The following is a 15,903-nucleotide window of genomic DNA, read 5'->3' as shown; positions in this document are numbered from 1 at the left end:
CCTTAAACTTACTTTTTGAAACACATTTCTTTTGATATGATAGTCATTGTCTGTAATGAACACCTTTTGATTGGGAGGACCCCTTTTTGAAATGCGCCCGACTGAATGATAGAATCATACATTTACATACATATTCGAGAGAACATTATCAATTCCTCTTTGAAGAGGGAATAAAAGGACATTTATTTTGTTCTCATTGCGGAAAGCCCGTTTTGTTACGGCTTAACATCGCCGATCCGCCAGAGTTTATCCATCGCCAGCCAGGCGATTTTCCGGCATGTGAGGAGGCGTGCGAACCGAAGCCCTCTAAAGAGGAAAAAAAAGAAGACGATCAGGAATCTGGTGTCATTCGTTTACCCAAGGGAAAAGCGATCGCCGCTGACCCGTCCCCAGCTGTTACGGAATGGCACCGTCCTAGAAGCATTAAACCAGGAACACCATTTGTGCCAAAAACAATAGAACCCGATACGAGCCTTTTTCCGTCTGTCGGTTTAAACACGGATCAACTGAAAGCTGTCACGGAAACAGAGGGCCCGCTGCTTGTGCTTGCAGGTGCGGGGAGCGGAAAAACACGGGTGCTGACAGCCCGTGCCGCCCACATGATCGAACACTTAGGCATACCGCCTGAAAATATGCTGCTTGTCACCTTTACAACAAAAGCTGTCGCTGAAATGAAAGAGCGTATGGCCAACCAGTACGGATTACAGCCGGCAAAAGTCAGAAGACTTGTGACAGGAACATTCCACAGTCTGTTTTATAAGATCTTGTATCACTCTAATTCTGCTAAATGGAACGGTGAGCATCTGCTGAAAATGGAGTGGCAGCGGGAACAATATATCAAAAAAGCACTCTATGAAGAAGGCATCGATGAGAAAGAATTCCCAGTTGACCAAGCTCTGCAGCAGATCGGTTTTTGGAAAAACACTTATGTCCCAAATGAACGCATCCCTCTAAAAGATGAGTGGGAAAAACAAGTTTATCGTTTATATGAACATTATGAACGCCAGAAAAAAGAACACAGTCAATTTGATTTTGATGACATGGCTTCAGCCTGCTATGAATTGTTTATCGAGCGGCCTGACCTTCTGGAACAATATCAATCTCGGTTTACGTATATCTTAATTGATGAGTTTCAGGACATTAATCCGGTTCAATACAAAATCATGCAAATGCTCGCCAGCCCGGAGCAAAACCTGTGCTGTGTCGGAGACGATGACCAGTCCATCTACGCGTTTCGCGGAAGCAATCCGTCTTTCATTCTTGATTTTCAAAAGGATTATCCGGGAGCGAAGACGATCTATTTAACTGCGAACTACAGGTCTACGCACCCGATCGTCTCTAGTGCTGATATCGTTGTGAAAAAGAACAAAAACAGATATGCCAAAACGCTTGAAGCGGCCCGCGATGACATTCAGGTCCCTGTGCTGTTTTATCCTTATGATGAAGAGGAAGAAGCCACAATGGTCGTTTCCGATATCAAAGAAAAAATTCAAAATGGAGCCAGTCCAGAAGACTTTGCGGTTCTGTACCGCACAAACAGCGGAGGCCGTGCTATTTATGAAAGGCTTCATCAATCATCAATTCCGTATACAGCTGACCGCGGCGTCCAATCGTTTTACAGCAGACGGATCGTCCGCCAGATTCTCGCCTACTTGTACGCCAGCCAAAATGAGGATGACACCGAGGCGATTAAACATTTGCTTCCCGCCTTGTTTTTAAAACAGTCCGCTTTGAATACGCTGAAGGCGCTCTCGATCACAGAGGACTGTACCATGATCAAAGCGCTGGCCAAATTGCCTGATCTGAAGCCATTCCAGCTGGACAAAATCAAGAAAATCGTACCGTTTTTTGCAAGCCTCCGCACGATGAAGCCCGTAGAAGCCATCACCTTTGCAGAAGGAAAAATGGGCTTCTCCGAGTATTTAAAAAAGCGGGGCAATGAGGGCAACAAACTGGAAAAAGGCTCTGATGACCTGCGCGACATCAAGGTTGTCGCCAAGAAGTTCAAAACGATTCCTGACTTTCTTGCCCACGTAGACCATATGAGGGCCGCTGAGAAAAACAGAACGGATGAACATGGCGTTCAGCTGATGACCATTCACCGGTCAAAAGGCCTTGAATTCAAAACAGTCTACGTGTTAGGCACTGTAGATGGCTCGATTCCGCACGATTTCTCATTAGAAACGGCAAGAAAAGGAGACGAGGCCGCTCTTGAGGAGGAAAGACGCCTTTTATATGTAGCCATGACCCGGGCGAAACAGCATTTATATTTGTCTTGCCCCGCTAACAGGCGCGGCAAAACAGCCAACCGCTCAAGATTTTTGTATCCCCTTCTACAAAAAGCAAGACAGCCCTTGCATCATTAACAGCCCGGCAGATTACTGCCGGGTTTTTACTGTAAAAAAAGGCCCGCTGCAGTGAGTCAGCCAGGCCATCCACTTATTTATTATCCATCATTTTAGAAATCGTGCCAAAATCAAGCTTTTCTTTTCCGCTTGTAATAGATTCCACAATTTTATCTTCTAATTCTTTTGGCACGCGTCTGTTTGCCATCTGCGCTACGCGGTTAATCACACTGCGCACTGTATTTTCATCTTTAAAATTAGCGTTTTGGAGTGATCCGGCAAGATTCATTACATCCTGCATCTTCACACCTGTTTTCTTTTCGATGTTCTTAAAAAATTGATTATCCATAATGCGCCTCCTTTTGGCGGAGTAATACGGTATTGTATGAATGCACATAATACAATGTGCTTTTCCAACATTTTTAAAAATAAACACAAGGCAAGGAAGCACGGGTTATAACCCGTACTTCCTCAATACATCTTAAAAGAAAGATGCACCTACGATGATGAGGAGAATGAATAATACGACCAACAAAACAAATGTTGAACCATAGCCGCCGCCGTAACCGCCAGCATAACCGCCATAACAGCCGCCGTAGCCGCCGCCGAATCCGTATCCAAAGCCCATAGATAAGCACCTCCTTTACTCTCTATACACTATGTGAGCTGCTTGGATCGGCTTGGATATTCGCATAGGGCGTTTGCGGATTTATGATTGATCATATTGAGCTTGATGTTTCTTAAGTAAGGCCTCCGTTTTTTCAGCCAGCTCTTCAATCTCATCTTCAAATTCCAGACCGGCTTTATCAAATGCATCCAAGTCTTTTCTGATGCGACCCATCGTGTCTTCATACTCTTTTTGCTTTTGTTCGTGTGGTTCGTATCTTCCTTCTATCCATTTTTCAAACTCATTCACTTTTATCCCCCCGCTTATGATATATGCTGAGCGAGGCCGCTCCGTTAAAAAACAAAAAACCGGAGTTCTCCGGTTTCTTTGCCAGACTATTGAGGCTTTTTCTTTTTATTTCCGCACCCGCAGCCTTTCTTTTTTATCTTTTTTGATTGATACGATGAATCTGTATATGGAGATTTTTGGGAAGGTTTATGATGTTGGTTCATTTTTGTCCCCTTCCTTTCCTTATGTCATATATGCTACTTTATGCTGATGCTAGTGAAAAGTTGCTGGTGGTAACGCCTCATTCTTGCAGCCATTTTGATACGAGCGTTTCTATGATGCCGGCAAGGCCGGCGATCGCCAAAAGTAAAATCAGCCACTGCGCCGCTTGCGGGATCAACGCTTGGCATAAAATCAAAAAGCCGGCGCACCACACGCCTGTGCACCAATAGCAGCTCAGCAATTCACCAATAAACGCCCTGACACCGCTTCCTTTAATCACGATATAGGTTTGAATATTCCCGTCCGCATCCTTTTCTTCCTTCTCTTCATGAAACAGACTGCGAAGTGGCGCCATAATCGTGTCAAACACCAACAGGCGGGCGAGCCGAAAGACCGCAAGCGATAGAAGAACAATTGTCAGCCCATTTATAACCACTCGTTCACTCCTTTGCCAATCATGATCCCTTCACATATATGCGAAAACCCTATTCTTCATGAATTGTATCTTGTCCGGCAGAAAATTGGTTATTTTTATTATTCCGCTCTGCACCCCATTTGCATTATATAGAGTATGGATAAGAAAGGAGTGAAGGTTATGTCATTTGAAACAAAAATTGAATCCCTGCATCCTGACATATTTGAGCAATTATCAAGCGAATTCGAGCAGCAGATCGAAGTGATTGATTGCGAAAATATCACAATAGATACGTCACATATAACATCTGCCCTTTCTATACAAGCCTTGGTTACAACATTGATTATCCTGCTGACACAGCTCGTTATTGCCGACGAGGACTTGGCCGACACAGTAGCAAGCGAAATACTCATTCTCGATAACTCTCAAATCAAAAAAAGAACCATCATTAAAATTATCAACAGCCGAAACATCAAGATTACTTTGTCTGCAGACGAAATAATAACCTTTGTACAAATCTTGCTTCAGGTGTTAAACAGTATGCTACTTGAATTCGACATCCTTTAACCCTTTCTTTTCACAAACTAAAAGTTGAGGTGAGAACAAATGTCAGATAACGATAAAATCAAAGAAGAGCTTGAAAAGCTCCCAGAAGTTGATCCAATGATGAAAATGCTGGTCCAAAACATATTTGTAAAACACGGCATCACAAAAGACAAAATGAAAAAAGTATCAGATGAAGAAAAAGAAATGCTTTTGAATATGGTAAAAGACCTGCAAGCGAAATCAGCGGAGCTAGCTGAAAAACACAAGAAGAAAAAAGAAGAAGAAGCCGTACAAGAGCAAAAGAGCGATAAACCGCTTAGCCGCAGAGAGCAGCTCATTGAACAGCTCAGACAAAGACGGCAAAACAATAACAATTCAAATTAATCATAAAAAATAGGGCACATCATCAAGATAAATGCCTCAGTCAAAGTAAGAGGCTCGCTCATTTAATAACAGTAAAAGAAAAGGAGGAATAGATATGGAAAGCAGACCATACTCTTGGGTTGCACTTGATCCTGACTGTGACCATCCGTTAGAGCACAAAGAGAAAGAAAAAGAAGAAAGAAAATGCAATTGCGATATTTGCTGCAATAACAATGGGTTTGGCAATGACAACAACGCCTTTATCGACCAAGATCTAGCTCAGGCAAATCTCAACAAACAAGTCTCAGATGAGACGATTATTATTAGAGACTCTTGTGACATCAACGTTTCATCTACAGACGTTCAAGCCGTAACATCTATTGTAACAGCGCTTAATGCAGCTGTCTTGACAGTAGCTCTCACCTCCATTGCAGATGGCGTTATTGCTGAATTAGTCGCACAAGATTTATTGCAGCTTACAGCTAACAAGCAAGTAAACCGCCAGAAACTTCTTATCGAATGCTCCCGCGGCGTAAACGTCACAACAGTAGATGCCGATATCGCAACCCTTGTCTCTACAGCTACAAACGTTCTGATCGCTGTCCTAGTCATCACTCTTGTCCTCTAGAACCTAAAAGCAGAGCTAAAAACGCTCTGCTTTTTCTTATTTTCCAAGCATATGATGAATATATAGACGTTCACCCACACCAAGTGGGGCACGGGTACATATGTTGTTAAGGACTAAAGTCAAATACCCTATAAAGAAGGAGCTGAAATCAATGAGCTGCGGAAAAACCCATGGCCGGCATGAGAACTGTGTATGCGATGCAGTGGAAAAGATTTTAGCAGAGCAGGAGGCAGTTGAGGAACAGTGTCCGACTGGCTGCTATACAAACCTTTTGAATCCGACAATTGCAGGTAAAGACACAATTCCGTTTCTCTTGTTTGATAAAAAAGGCGGATTGTTCTCCACATTCGGAAACGTGGGGGGATTTGTGGATGATATGCAATGCTTTGAATCCATTTTCTTCCGCGTTGAAAAATTATGTGATTGCTGCGCAACACTGTCTATTTTACGCCCTGTCGATGTTAAAGGCGATACCTTAAGTGTTTGCCATCCTTGCGACCCGGATTTCTTCGGGCTAGAAAAAACAGATTTCTGCATTGAAGTGGATCTCGGATGCTTCTGCGCGATTCAGTGCCTGTCACCAGAGCTAGTTGACAGAACATCGCCTCATAAAGATAAAAAGCATCATCACAATGGATAAACACTTGTAAAGAGGAATCCCCTTCCAAACTCTATTACAGGTGCAAATCATTCAGCTGCTTCCAGAGTGAGGCAGCTGACTCTCCATCATTTCGCCAGTCTCAAATTTATAAGGCAGGAGGGATAATATGAGCCAGAAAACATCAAGCTGCGTGCGTGAAGCTGTAGAAAATATTGAAGATCTGCAAAACGCTGTTGAAGAAGACTGCCCGACCGGCTGCCACTCTAAGCTTTTATCTGTAAGCCATTCGTTAGGCGACACAGTGCCTTTTGCAATATTTACATCAAAATCAACGCCATTAGTCGCCTTCGGAAATGTCGGCGAACTCGATAACGGCCCTTGCTTTAATACAGTATTTTTCAGGGTCGAAAGAGTGCATGGAAGCTGCGCAACACTGTCATTATTAATCGCATTTGACGAACACAAACACATTTTGGACTTCACCGATAAAGATACGGTGTGTGAAGTGTTCCGACTCGAAAAAACGAACTACTGTATTGAAGTTGACTTAGACTGCTTCTGCGCAATCAACTGCTTAAATCCTCGATTAATCAATCGTACACATCATCAGCATTAATCATAAGCTGGAAAAGCTTGCAAGCCTGCAGGCTTTTCTCTATGTAAAAAAGCTGTCCGGCAACATCAGCCGGGCAGCTTTTTTCTTTTTCGTTAAAAACCGAGCGGGTGCAAAGAGGTAATATCATCGATTGCCAGTTCGGTTGGGGCTCCGTTTCCGGTTGTTCGAAGCAGGACGGAATCATTTCTTCTTCCGACAATCACGCCCCTGTACGTTCTTCCATTGGCTTCAATCAAACAAAGCGCTCTCGGCATGTTATGAGGCAGCTTTGTTAAAAAATCAATTTTTTCGTGGATCGTCATCTTGCTCATCGGTTTTTTCACTTTTCGTGCCGGCGGTGCTTTTTCCTCCGCTTTATCAGCACTATGGACAGCTTCCGGTTCTTTCTCAGGCTTCCGGGCCTCAAGTGCAGGCTCTTCCTTTTTTTCTGCTTTCGGGGGCTCGTGTTCGACGGTTTCTTCTACGGCCTGCGGCTCTGCTTTCTGTTCCTCTTGGCTTTTTATGTTCTCTGGCTCTCTCACCTCTTGTATTTGCTGACTCACTGGTTCGGCTGCAGGCTTTTGGTCTTCTTGCAGGACATCCTGTGCCACGGCTTCCTCCTGCTGCTTCTCATGGTAAGCCGGCTTTTCCTCAGCTTTTGGCGGAGCGGGTTTGTCGGCCTTTCTTTTGATGACAATCTCCTGCATGGATGACCTTGTAGTTTCTGCATAATCCGGCTGAACAATATACATGAGCGGTTTTTTATCCGCGTTTCTTTTCTTATTAGACATCTTCATCCCTCCGATTGTGTCATATTCTATCTATATGACAGAAAGCTGAAAATCAGAAGAAATAAAAAAGCAATCCCTATTCGGGATTGCTTGATATAGATCCTGCTTAGCGGGCAGTGATATGGAAACCAGAATCAACGTGAAGATTTTCACCTGTAATCCCGCGGGACATATCGCTGAACAAGAACGCAGCTGTATCGCCCACTTCTTCAGGTGTTGTCGTGCGGCGAAGCGGTGCACGCTCTTCGATGTCTTTTAAGATAGAGTTGAAATCGCTGATACCTTTAGCAGATAATGTTCTGATCGGGCCGGCAGAAATGCTGTTGACGCGGATATTTTCTTTTCCTAAGTCAGCAGCTAAATATTTCACACTTGCATCAAGAGAAGCTTTTGCTACACCCATAACGTTGTAGTTTGGCATCACAAGCTCTCCGCCAAGGTACGTCAAAGTGACAATGCTTCCGCCTTCAGTCATCATCGGACGTGCCGCTTTGACAACAGCAGTCAGAGAATATGAGCTGATGTTATGAGCCAAAAGGAAGCCGTCACGATTTGTGTTTAAGTATTCGCCGACAAGCTCTTCTTTGTTGGCAAACGCGATACAATGCGCGATACCGTGGATTACACCGACCTGCTCCTTAATGCTTGCGAAGCAAGTTTCGATTTCTGCGTCGTTTGTAACATCGCAAGGGAGGATGATGGAATCGTTGCGGTCTAATGTTCCAGCAAGCTCGTGAACGGATTTCTCCAGGCGTTCACCAGCGTATGTGAAAATCAAACGTGCACCCGCTTCATGTAAAGAACGCGCAATGCCCCAGGCGATGCTGCGTTTGTTGGCTACCCCCATCACAACAATGTTGCGGCCTTCAAGTGAAAAATTCATATGTATAAAGCCTCCTATATTTAATAAAGACATAGTATTAGTACCTGATCTTAATTCCTATCATATCATAACCTTGTCCAGATGAAAAGCGCATACCGTAGCAAACGCAAAAGAGATCACCATCAGCTGGTGATCTCATCGGCTTGTATTTAAGCTGTTTCGTTTAAAAGCGAAATGGTTTGTCGGCCCGTGTCCTGATCCGATGCCGAGCGTATTTTCCACCGCTTCGCGGACAAAGTTGGCCGCAATCTCAAATGCCTGATGGATGCTGTCTCCTTTAGCCGTTTGGGCCGTTAAAGCCGCAGCAAAGGTGCAGCCTGTGCCATGCGTATGCTTCGTATTGATATAAGGATGGGTGATTTGCATAAACATGCTGCCATCAAAAAGAAGGTCAGTAATGTGATTGTCTTCAGGCTGGTGCCCGCCTTTGATAATGACATGCTGCGCACCCATCTTGACGAGCTGCTCCGCTGCTTTTTTCCGGTCATCCAGCGAGCTGATTGTCATTCCTGTCAGCGTTTCTGCTTCCGGGACATTCGGCGTAATCGCGTAGCTTCTTGGAATGAGCAACTCCTTTAAGGTGGCAACTGACTCATCACGCAGCAAGGATGCCCCGCCCTTTGCGATCATAACCGGATCAACAATTACACGATTGAATCCGTACTCGTCAATTTTTCTTGCCACTTCTTCAATCATGTCGGCATTCCAGAGCATTCCCGTCTTAACTGCATCCGGTCTCAAATCCTCAGCAACAGCGTCAATTTGCTGTCTCAACGTCTCTACAGTCAGCGGATGCACACCGTGAACGCCAAGCGTATTTTGAGCGGTTACCGCCGTAATCGCAGACATTCCGAATACATCAAGCTCTTGAAAGGTTTTAATATCAGCCTGTATCCCTGCGCCGCCGCCTGAATCTGATCCGGCGATTGTCAATGCTTTATATATACTCATTACACTACACTCCTTTTATTACCCAATCCATTTATGATAAATGGATTTTGCCCGGGCAATATCATTTGTTCCATGGATCAAAGCTCTGCCGTCCCGGAACAACACCATTTTCATATCATCCGAGCGGCAGGAAATTAAATACGGGTTCGCAGCTACTTCAAACCCGGCCTGCCTCAGCTGACCGGCAAGCGCTTCAAGATCCGCTTCTTTCGTAATAGATGATCTGATCTGCACCGTGTTCCTGCCGCACAATACAGCCGCTTTTGTTTGATTTTCATATGACAAAAACGGAAAATCTTTTGTGCCGCAGCTTGGGCATGCGTCATGTTTGAGACTGGCCGCTCTCACTTCTGACCGCTCGTTTTTCCACAAGTCAAAGGAGCGCAGCACTGGCTCACACTCCTCTCCCGTCAGCAGCTTCAGTGCATCTGTTACCTGAAAGACTGCTACCTGCAAAACAGCCGGACTGATGATGCCAGCTGTGTCACATGTTGCTCCGCCAATCGGAAGTGCATCGAGCAAGCAATGCAGGCAAGGAGTAGAACCCGGCACCACGGTAAAGGTGAGGCCGTAGCTCCCTACACAGGCACCGTAAAGAAAAGGAATCCCTTCCTTTACCGCAGCATCATTTACGATCAGGCGGGTTTCAAAATTATCAGCCGCATCCACTATAATTGATGCATCCCTAATCAGCTCGAAGATATTTTCTGCTGTCACATCCATGACAAGGCCGGTCACATCAACATCGCTGTTAATCGAACGGAGACGGCGCTCCGCAGCGGCTGCTTTCGGCATTTCTTTTTTGACATCATCTTCTGTATAAAGCTGCTGGCGCTGGAGGTTGCTCCATTCAACATAATCTCTGTCGGCAATTTTCACAGAGCCGACTCCCGCTCTCACCAGCATTTCTGCACTGGCTGTTCCGAGCGCGCCGGCGCCGATAATCACGGCGCGCGCTTCTTTCAATTTTTTCTGGCCGGATGGGCCGATCGGAGCAAACAACTCCTGCCTTGAATACCTGCCTGTCATACAGGAAGACCTTCTCCCGGACTGCTTGCCGTTCCGTATTGCTTAAGCGGGATGCGGCCCGCCTCATAAGAAAGGCGTCCTGCTTCCACCGCGAGCTTCATGGCACGAGCCATTTTCACAGGATCGTCAGCGCCCGATACAGCCGTATTGAGCAGTACGCCATCCGCTCCAAGCTCCATTGCGTATGCCGCATCTTTAGGCGAGCCGATTCCCGCATCCACGATGACCGGCACTTTCGCCTGTTCAATAATAAATGACAGATTCAAAGGATTTAAAATTCCTTGTCCTGATCCAATCGGAGATGCACCCGGCATGATGGCATGAACGCCGAGCTCTTCCAGCTTTCTCGCCAGCACAACGTCATCCGACGTGTACGGGAGCACAATAAAGCCTTCTTCAAGAAGCTGTTCAGACGCTTTTAATGTCTCAACAGGGTCAGGCAGCAAGGAACGGCTGCATCCGATGACTTCAACTTTAATCATGTCACAAAGGCCTGACGCTTTTGCCAGCCTTGCAATCCGAACCGCTTCTTCAGCAGTGCTGGCGCCCGCTGTATTCGGCAAAAGCGTATATTTGGATAAATCAAGCTGTTCCAGAAAATTCGGCTGAGATGCTTCAAAGATGTTCATTCTCCGCACAGCAAAGGTTAAAATATCAGACTCGGAAACAGCTACTGCTTCCTTTTGAATGTCAAACGATGGGTATTTCCCCGTGCCCAGCAGCAATCTTGATTGAAATGATTTTCCGCCAATTGTTAACATGCTCATCCGCCTCCTACAAAATGGACAATTTCAATGACATCACGATCACAAAGCTCAACCTCGTGATAGCGTTCTTTACCGATTATTTCTTTATTTCTTTCCACGATAACAATTTTATTTTCAAGCTGATACGACGCCAGCAGGTCTTGAATTGTACCTGCGTCTTTTTCCCACTTCACGTCTTTACCGTTCAGCTGTAGCATCATATCTGAACCGCCTCCTTGCGATCAATTCGGAATGCGTGCAGCCAGTCTTGGTTGACCTCTTTATTCATGATGAGATCACTGATCAAAGCGCCCGTTGCGGGAGCAAGCAGGATCCCGTTTCTGAAATGGCCCGCCGCAAATAAAATACGGCTGTCCTCAGGATGTCTGCCGATGTACGGTTTTCCATCCTTTGTTCCCGGCCGGAGTCCCGCCCAAAAACGATCCACCTTCATATTCTGTATAGCCGGCAGCATCGTTTTTGCTTTTTTCATAACCGATTCCAATCCGCCAAGATCCGGTGTTTCACTCCAGTCCCCCGGCTTCATTGTCGCGCCGACAACCAGTCTTCCGCTTTTTCTCGGTACGATATAGCAGTGATCATGGTAAAGCGTTTTTGTCAGCGGGATATCATCATTCCAAACGGACAGGCACTCCCCTTTTACAGGGAGAAAAGCATTGTTAAGTCCAAGCTGTTTAAAAAACATTCCGCTCCACACCCCGCTGGCAACGACAACATGATTAGCCCATACGTCTCCGCTAGGGGTCTTGATGAACAGGGCTTCACCGTCACGTTCGACATACAGGACGGGCGTATGCTCAAAAATCTCCGCCCCAAGCATTTTTGCTGCTTTCACATATGCCTTGCAAACAAAATAAGGCTCCACATGCACATCATCCTGAATAAAAGATGCACCAAAGATGTCACCAGACGCATACGGCTCTTTTTCTAACACCTCTTCTTTTGAATACCAGCTGACAGAGTCCAAATCGTCCATCTGTCTCAGCTGCAGCACATCTTCTTCAGAAAATGCAAGCTTAAACATACCGCCGTTATGCTGCCTGATATCCACACCGGATAATGCATAAAGCTCTTCTCCAAGACCTTTGTACAGACGCTGGCTGTGCATGGCGAAATCAAAAAACGCGTCACGTTCCTCGCATTCGGCATGGGCGCCCAGCATTCCGGCAGCGGCACTTGTCGTTCTGCCGCCCATTGTTCTGCTTTCAAACAATGCGGTGTTTTTGTTTTCCTTTGCCAAATAATAAGCAATTGCGGAACCGATAATTCCGCCTCCAATCACCACTGCTTCATAATGCCTTTTCATAGCGCATCTCCTTTAGCTTGCGGGAATATCGTCTGGCTGCTTCCAAAGGTTCAGCGGAAGAGAAAATTCCTGACATAACAGCAATGCCGTCTGCCCCTGCTTGTTTTACGTCTCTTAACCTGTCCGGCGTCATCCCCCCGATGGCTATAACCGGGATGGAAATCCGCTGTTTGATATCTGACAGCAAAGATACTCCTCTGCCTTCAAGACCCTTTTTGCAATCCGTTTCAAACACATGGCCGAACAGCACGTAGTCCGCGTCTTCCTTTTCTGCTTGAACCGCTTCCTCCAGTGAATGCACCGACCTCCCGATATGAAGGTGTGGAAATCTGGCTCTGACCTGCTTCGGTGAAAAGCTGCCGCTTGGCAGCTGCACGCGGTGAATAGTAGAGAAAAGTGCAATATCCACGCGCCCGTTCATCACCAGTTTTCGTTTATCTATACCGCCTTCAAAAATAAGATCGAGCAGTTTCAAAATATCCGCCGCCGATTTTGAACGTTCCCGAATATGAATAAAATCAACTTCATTCTGAATCGTAATGATGATTCTCGCTAGCTCTTTTACCGGCTTGCTGTCATCCGTTATGGCGTGAAGCTCCACATTCCTCCACCTCTTTTATGGCGCTGTCAGACCAGCCTTCTTTTCGATAGGCCATTCCCCAAAATTGATATTCATAGTAGCTGGAGATGACAAAATTCTCTTTCATCTTGGCACGTACTTCCTCCGTGCTGTTTTCCGCCAGCTCATCAAAGCGGTTGATTTGCTCCTCGACCTGTTGTCTAAACCAATCACCGCCATATGTGCCAATCCACTTCTGATAAATTGGATGCCCCGGATCACAATGCAGCAATTTCTCACCAACCTCGTAATAGAGCCAATAGCATGGCAGCAGGGCCGCTAAGATTTCAGCGAAATTCCCGCTCAAAACCGAACGGTACATATGGGATGTATAAGAGTACGCAGTAGGAGACGGCTTAAACGCCTTACGCTCTTCCTCGCTGATTTCCAACAGCTCGGCAAACTCCCGATGAAGCGCCATTTCCGCCTCATATGTACCTTGGGCATGGCTTGCCATCCGCCCCGTTGTATAAAGGTCCTTCGCATAAGCGGCGCCAAATGACTGCACCTTTGCAAAATGCGTTAAATAATAGGAATCCTGAAGTACGTAGTATTTAAAACGGTCAATCGGAAGCGTTCCGTCACCGATTCCTTGAACGAACGGATGGACAAAGCTCCCCTCCCACCATTCTGCGGCTGCACTGCGGCATTCTTCTGAAAACTTCACAAATCATTCCCCCTCTGAAAATAAAAAAACCACTTTCCCGCAAGGAAAAGTGGTTTGGAATTGGCATAGTAAAATAACACAAATACCGCTCCACTTCCCTACGCAGGTCTGAACCTGTTCAAGTTATGAGGGTCTAAAAGTCACACTTTTATCTCAGCCCTTATGAAGGACACCCCTAGTGGTTAAACGAATACATATTGAATTGTTCTGCATCTCTATATTAACACGAATCCTTATTTGGTCAAGATTTATCCTTCCAATGTTTTCTTAAGATCCGTTACGTACCCCCGAGATCCGGTGACAATTAAACGGTCTCCCAATTTCAGCCTCGTATCCCCATGAGGAACGATGCTGTCCACACCTCTGAAGATCCTGACAAAGATGACGTCACCTGTTAAAGGGAATTCCCGTAAAATGACACCATCATATTTACTGTTCTCCATATTAATTTGATACAGCGAAGACTCTTGGTTCGTGAGCAGCTTCATGACGCCAGGCGCTTCTATCAGTGCGCGAAGCAGCGTTTTTGTCGACAGCAGAATAGAAAAGATGCTGATTCCCTGCTCCTTCAGAGCTGCTTCATGCTCCGGTGATCCTACGCTTGCAATGACTCTTTCTGTGCCTTTTTCTTTTGCAAGTAATGCAATGTCTGCATTCATATCTTCATTTCCTGTCGCCACAACGAGGATATCCGTTTCAAAAATGCCGAGTGATTCAAGCGTCTCGTGCTCATAGTCAGAAATTGTTTCAACAGCAAACACTGATTCTGACAGCTTTTCCTCCGCATTCTCTTGGTAGACGTGTATAACACGCACGTCATACTCTTCCTCTGGCAATTCAAGTGTAACAGGCAAAGTCATTTGATTGGCGCCAATGAACGTAATCGTCTTTTTCTCCTCCGGCTGCTCTTCCCGTTTGTATAACTTTTTAAAACAGATCGGCGTAAAAATACTTGCAATGACGGCTACTAAAATTAGCGCTCCTGACATATTTGCGCTGATCACGTGAAGCTGCTGGCCGATTGTTGCAGCGGCAATCACGAGCGAAAGCGTTGATGTCAGCAGGAAACCGGACGCGAAAATGGTTCGGTTATCATACCACTTCTTTAGGTACATGACAGGAATGATTTTGCTGACTAACAGCGCCAGCAGCAGGAGCGGAATCATGATTAAAATTGTTTTATCCTGGAAAAGAGTCCAAATATCAAGCTTCACACCGACCATCACGAAGAAAATCGGTATTAAGAACCCATAACCGAATGAGTCCAGCTGCTGAACAAGTTCTTTGTTTGGCGAAAGCAGGGAAACAAGAACCCCCGCTAAGAAAGCGCCGAGAATATTTTCCGCCCCAAGTGATTCAGACAGGGCAACGAGTACAATGATTAACGTAAAAATGGCACGCGTCCCGATCTGGATCGTCCCTTTTGACATGGACTGCACAAAAGAGCGATGTTTAAAGACCCGGCCGAAAAAGTAAAGCACCACTCCGGCTGCAAACAGAATCATCAGGAGCCACATGTTTCCGCTGTCCTCTCCGTATAAAGAAGAAAAAACAGCAAGAAGAATCATCGTAGCCAAATCAGCAATAACAGCAACAAGCAAAATAATCTGCCCGATATTCGAATTCATTATCCGTTCTTCTTTTAATGTTGGAACGACAACGCCTAACGATATCGTTGAAATAATAAGGGTCATTAAAAATGCATTTTGGATAAATCCGGCCAAGACGAACCCATAGGACAAGAGCAATGATAAAATAAAAATACCGACGAAAATAACAGATGCCGCAGCAAACGTATTCGGCGCTTCCTTGCCATTCGGCAGGAACTGCTTTTTCTTTCCTTTCTCAAACGACGAAAAATCAATTTCAAGCCCGCTTAAAAACATCAAAAAGATAAATCCGAGCATAGAGAGTGTTTGGAGCCAGGTGTCACCCTCCACAACTAAATTAAGGCCGCTTTTCCCAATTATCAGCCCCATAATGATTTCAGCAACAACAACCGGGATGCTGAGTTTAAACCGATGCAAAAGGATGGGTGTCAAAAATGCAACGATAAGTACAACAACTAAAGATGCGACAGATGTATGCGCCATAATCAGAACCTCCTTTTTAAGTCAGGGTTATGCTAGTTCTCACTCAGAGAACAAAACCTCATTTTTAAAAAACATAACGCGATTTTAACAAGGGTGATGATGAAAAATAAAGTGATAAGGTCTTAATCCTGTTTAGAAAATGATTCTTCTATAATTTGCACATAAAAGCTTGTGATGACTCACAACA

Annotated in this window: 20 protein-coding genes and 1 riboswitch; of the genes, 6 read left to right on the top strand and 14 right to left on the bottom strand. The window is 45.3% G+C overall.

Annotation, left to right across the window (positions count from 1 at the left end):
• The first annotated feature begins 86 nt into the window (after positions 1-86).
• Positions 87-2,366: an ATP-dependent helicase gene (locus NSQ16_RS06260; RefSeq protein WP_014479472.1), complete on the top strand. Its 2,280-nt coding sequence runs from the start codon at positions 87-89 to the stop codon at positions 2,364-2,366.
• A gap of 73 nt (positions 2,367-2,439) precedes the next feature.
• On the opposite strand, the gene spoVIF is transcribed toward NSQ16_RS06260, so the two are convergent.
• The 4 genes from spoVIF to yjcA all read right to left on the bottom strand — a co-directional run bounded on the left by spoVIF (position 2,440) and on the right by yjcA (position 3,898).
• Positions 2,440-2,694, bottom strand: coding sequence for a sporulation-specific transcription regulator SopVIF (spoVIF, locus tag NSQ16_RS06255; RefSeq protein ID WP_003232870.1), 255 nt, complete (start codon positions 2,692-2,694; stop codon positions 2,440-2,442).
• Positions 2,695-2,826: 132 nt separating this feature from the next.
• Entirely contained in the window at positions 2,827-2,973 is a 147-nt protein-coding gene (gene yjcZ / locus NSQ16_RS06250) for a sporulation protein YjcZ (RefSeq protein WP_015252337.1), read from the bottom strand.
• Positions 2,974-3,054: 81 nt separating this feature from the next.
• Positions 3,055-3,261, bottom strand: a complete 207-nt coding sequence (locus tag NSQ16_RS06245; RefSeq protein ID WP_017695696.1) for a hypothetical protein — start codon at positions 3,259-3,261, stop codon at positions 3,055-3,057.
• Between the two features lie 280 nt (positions 3,262-3,541).
• Positions 3,542-3,898 carry a sporulation protein YjcA gene (gene yjcA / locus NSQ16_RS06240; protein WP_230488462.1) on the bottom strand — a complete coding sequence of 119 codons (357 nt, stop codon included), beginning with the start codon at positions 3,896-3,898 and terminating at the stop codon, positions 3,542-3,544.
• 159 nt (positions 3,899-4,057) lie between these two features.
• Between yjcA and NSQ16_RS06235 the strand changes: the two genes are divergently transcribed.
• The 5 genes from NSQ16_RS06235 to cotZ all read left to right on the top strand — a co-directional run bounded on the left by NSQ16_RS06235 (position 4,058) and on the right by cotZ (position 6,631).
• A complete protein-coding gene (locus NSQ16_RS06235; protein ID WP_021479535.1) occupies positions 4,058-4,444 on the top strand; it encodes a spore coat protein in 387 nt (128 codons plus the stop codon).
• Positions 4,445-4,483: 39 nt separating this feature from the next.
• The gene (locus tag NSQ16_RS06230; protein WP_015252340.1) at positions 4,484-4,807 is read left to right on the top strand and encodes a hypothetical protein; all 324 of its coding nucleotides are present in this window, start codon (positions 4,484-4,486) and stop codon (positions 4,805-4,807) included.
• Positions 4,808-4,901: 94 nt separating this feature from the next.
• Positions 4,902-5,414, top strand: coding sequence for a spore coat protein CotX (gene cotX, locus NSQ16_RS06225; RefSeq protein ID WP_015252341.1), 513 nt, complete (start codon positions 4,902-4,904; stop codon positions 5,412-5,414).
• A gap of 151 nt (positions 5,415-5,565) precedes the next feature.
• Positions 5,566-6,054: a spore coat protein CotY gene (gene cotY / locus NSQ16_RS06220; protein WP_014479465.1), complete on the top strand. Its 489-nt coding sequence runs from the start codon at positions 5,566-5,568 to the stop codon at positions 6,052-6,054.
• Between the two features lie 127 nt (positions 6,055-6,181).
• Positions 6,182-6,631 (top strand): spore coat protein CotZ, encoded by a 450-nt coding sequence (gene cotZ, locus NSQ16_RS06215; RefSeq protein ID WP_014479464.1) that lies wholly within the window; start codon positions 6,182-6,184, stop codon positions 6,629-6,631.
• Between the two features lie 92 nt (positions 6,632-6,723).
• On the opposite strand, the gene cotO is transcribed toward cotZ, so the two are convergent.
• From cotO to NSQ16_RS06165, 10 genes are all read right to left on the bottom strand, one after another.
• A complete protein-coding gene (cotO, locus tag NSQ16_RS06210) occupies positions 6,724-7,407 on the bottom strand; it encodes a spore coat protein CotO (RefSeq protein WP_080265338.1) in 684 nt (227 codons plus the stop codon).
• Positions 7,408-7,507: 100 nt separating this feature from the next.
• Positions 7,508-8,284 (bottom strand): enoyl-ACP reductase FabI, encoded by a 777-nt coding sequence (fabI, locus tag NSQ16_RS06205; protein WP_003232896.1) that lies wholly within the window; start codon positions 8,282-8,284, stop codon positions 7,508-7,510.
• A gap of 135 nt (positions 8,285-8,419) precedes the next feature.
• On the bottom strand, positions 8,420-9,235 hold the full coding sequence (gene thiD / locus NSQ16_RS06200; RefSeq protein WP_024572871.1) for a bifunctional hydroxymethylpyrimidine kinase/phosphomethylpyrimidine kinase: 816 nt from the start codon (positions 9,233-9,235) through the stop codon (positions 8,420-8,422).
• An 18-nt stretch (positions 9,236-9,253) separates the two neighbouring features.
• On the bottom strand, positions 9,254-10,264 hold the full coding sequence (gene thiF / locus NSQ16_RS06195) for a thiazole biosynthesis adenylyltransferase ThiF (RefSeq protein ID WP_230488461.1): 1,011 nt from the start codon (positions 10,262-10,264) through the stop codon (positions 9,254-9,256).
• Positions 10,261-11,031 carry a thiazole synthase gene (gene thiG / locus NSQ16_RS06190; protein WP_010886483.1) on the bottom strand — a complete coding sequence of 257 codons (771 nt, stop codon included), beginning with the start codon at positions 11,029-11,031 and terminating at the stop codon, positions 10,261-10,263. Before thiG ends, thiF begins: the two co-directional genes overlap by 4 nt.
• Entirely contained in the window at positions 11,028-11,228 is a 201-nt protein-coding gene (gene thiS, locus NSQ16_RS06185) for a sulfur carrier protein ThiS (RefSeq protein ID WP_015252345.1), read from the bottom strand. Before thiS ends, thiG begins: the two co-directional genes overlap by 4 nt.
• Positions 11,228-12,337 carry a glycine oxidase ThiO gene (gene thiO / locus NSQ16_RS06180; RefSeq protein WP_038428794.1) on the bottom strand — a complete coding sequence of 370 codons (1,110 nt, stop codon included), beginning with the start codon at positions 12,335-12,337 and terminating at the stop codon, positions 11,228-11,230. Before thiO ends, thiS begins: the two co-directional genes overlap by 1 nt.
• Positions 12,321-12,938, bottom strand: coding sequence for a thiazole tautomerase TenI (gene tenI, locus NSQ16_RS06175; RefSeq protein ID WP_038428793.1), 618 nt, complete (start codon positions 12,936-12,938; stop codon positions 12,321-12,323). Before tenI ends, thiO begins: the two co-directional genes overlap by 17 nt.
• Positions 12,913-13,623, bottom strand: coding sequence for a thiaminase II (gene tenA, locus NSQ16_RS06170; RefSeq protein ID WP_003232909.1), 711 nt, complete (start codon positions 13,621-13,623; stop codon positions 12,913-12,915). The genes tenI and tenA overlap by 26 nt, the downstream gene beginning before the upstream one ends.
• 78 nt (positions 13,624-13,701) lie before the next feature.
• A riboswitch (TPP riboswitch) is annotated at positions 13,702-13,810 on the bottom strand.
• Between the two features lie 61 nt (positions 13,811-13,871).
• On the bottom strand, positions 13,872-15,716 hold the full coding sequence (locus tag NSQ16_RS06165) for a monovalent cation:proton antiporter family protein (RefSeq protein ID WP_230488459.1): 1,845 nt from the start codon (positions 15,714-15,716) through the stop codon (positions 13,872-13,874).
• Between the last annotated feature and the right edge of the window lie 187 nt (positions 15,717-15,903).

The organism is Bacillus sp. PS108 (assembly GCF_037963335.1).
In the GTDB taxonomy this organism is placed as follows: Bacteria; Bacillota; Bacilli; order Bacillales; family Bacillaceae; genus Bacillus; species Bacillus subtilis.
The sequence above is the reverse complement of the archived record's forward strand: the minus strand, read 5'-3'. Positions and strand labels throughout refer to the sequence as shown.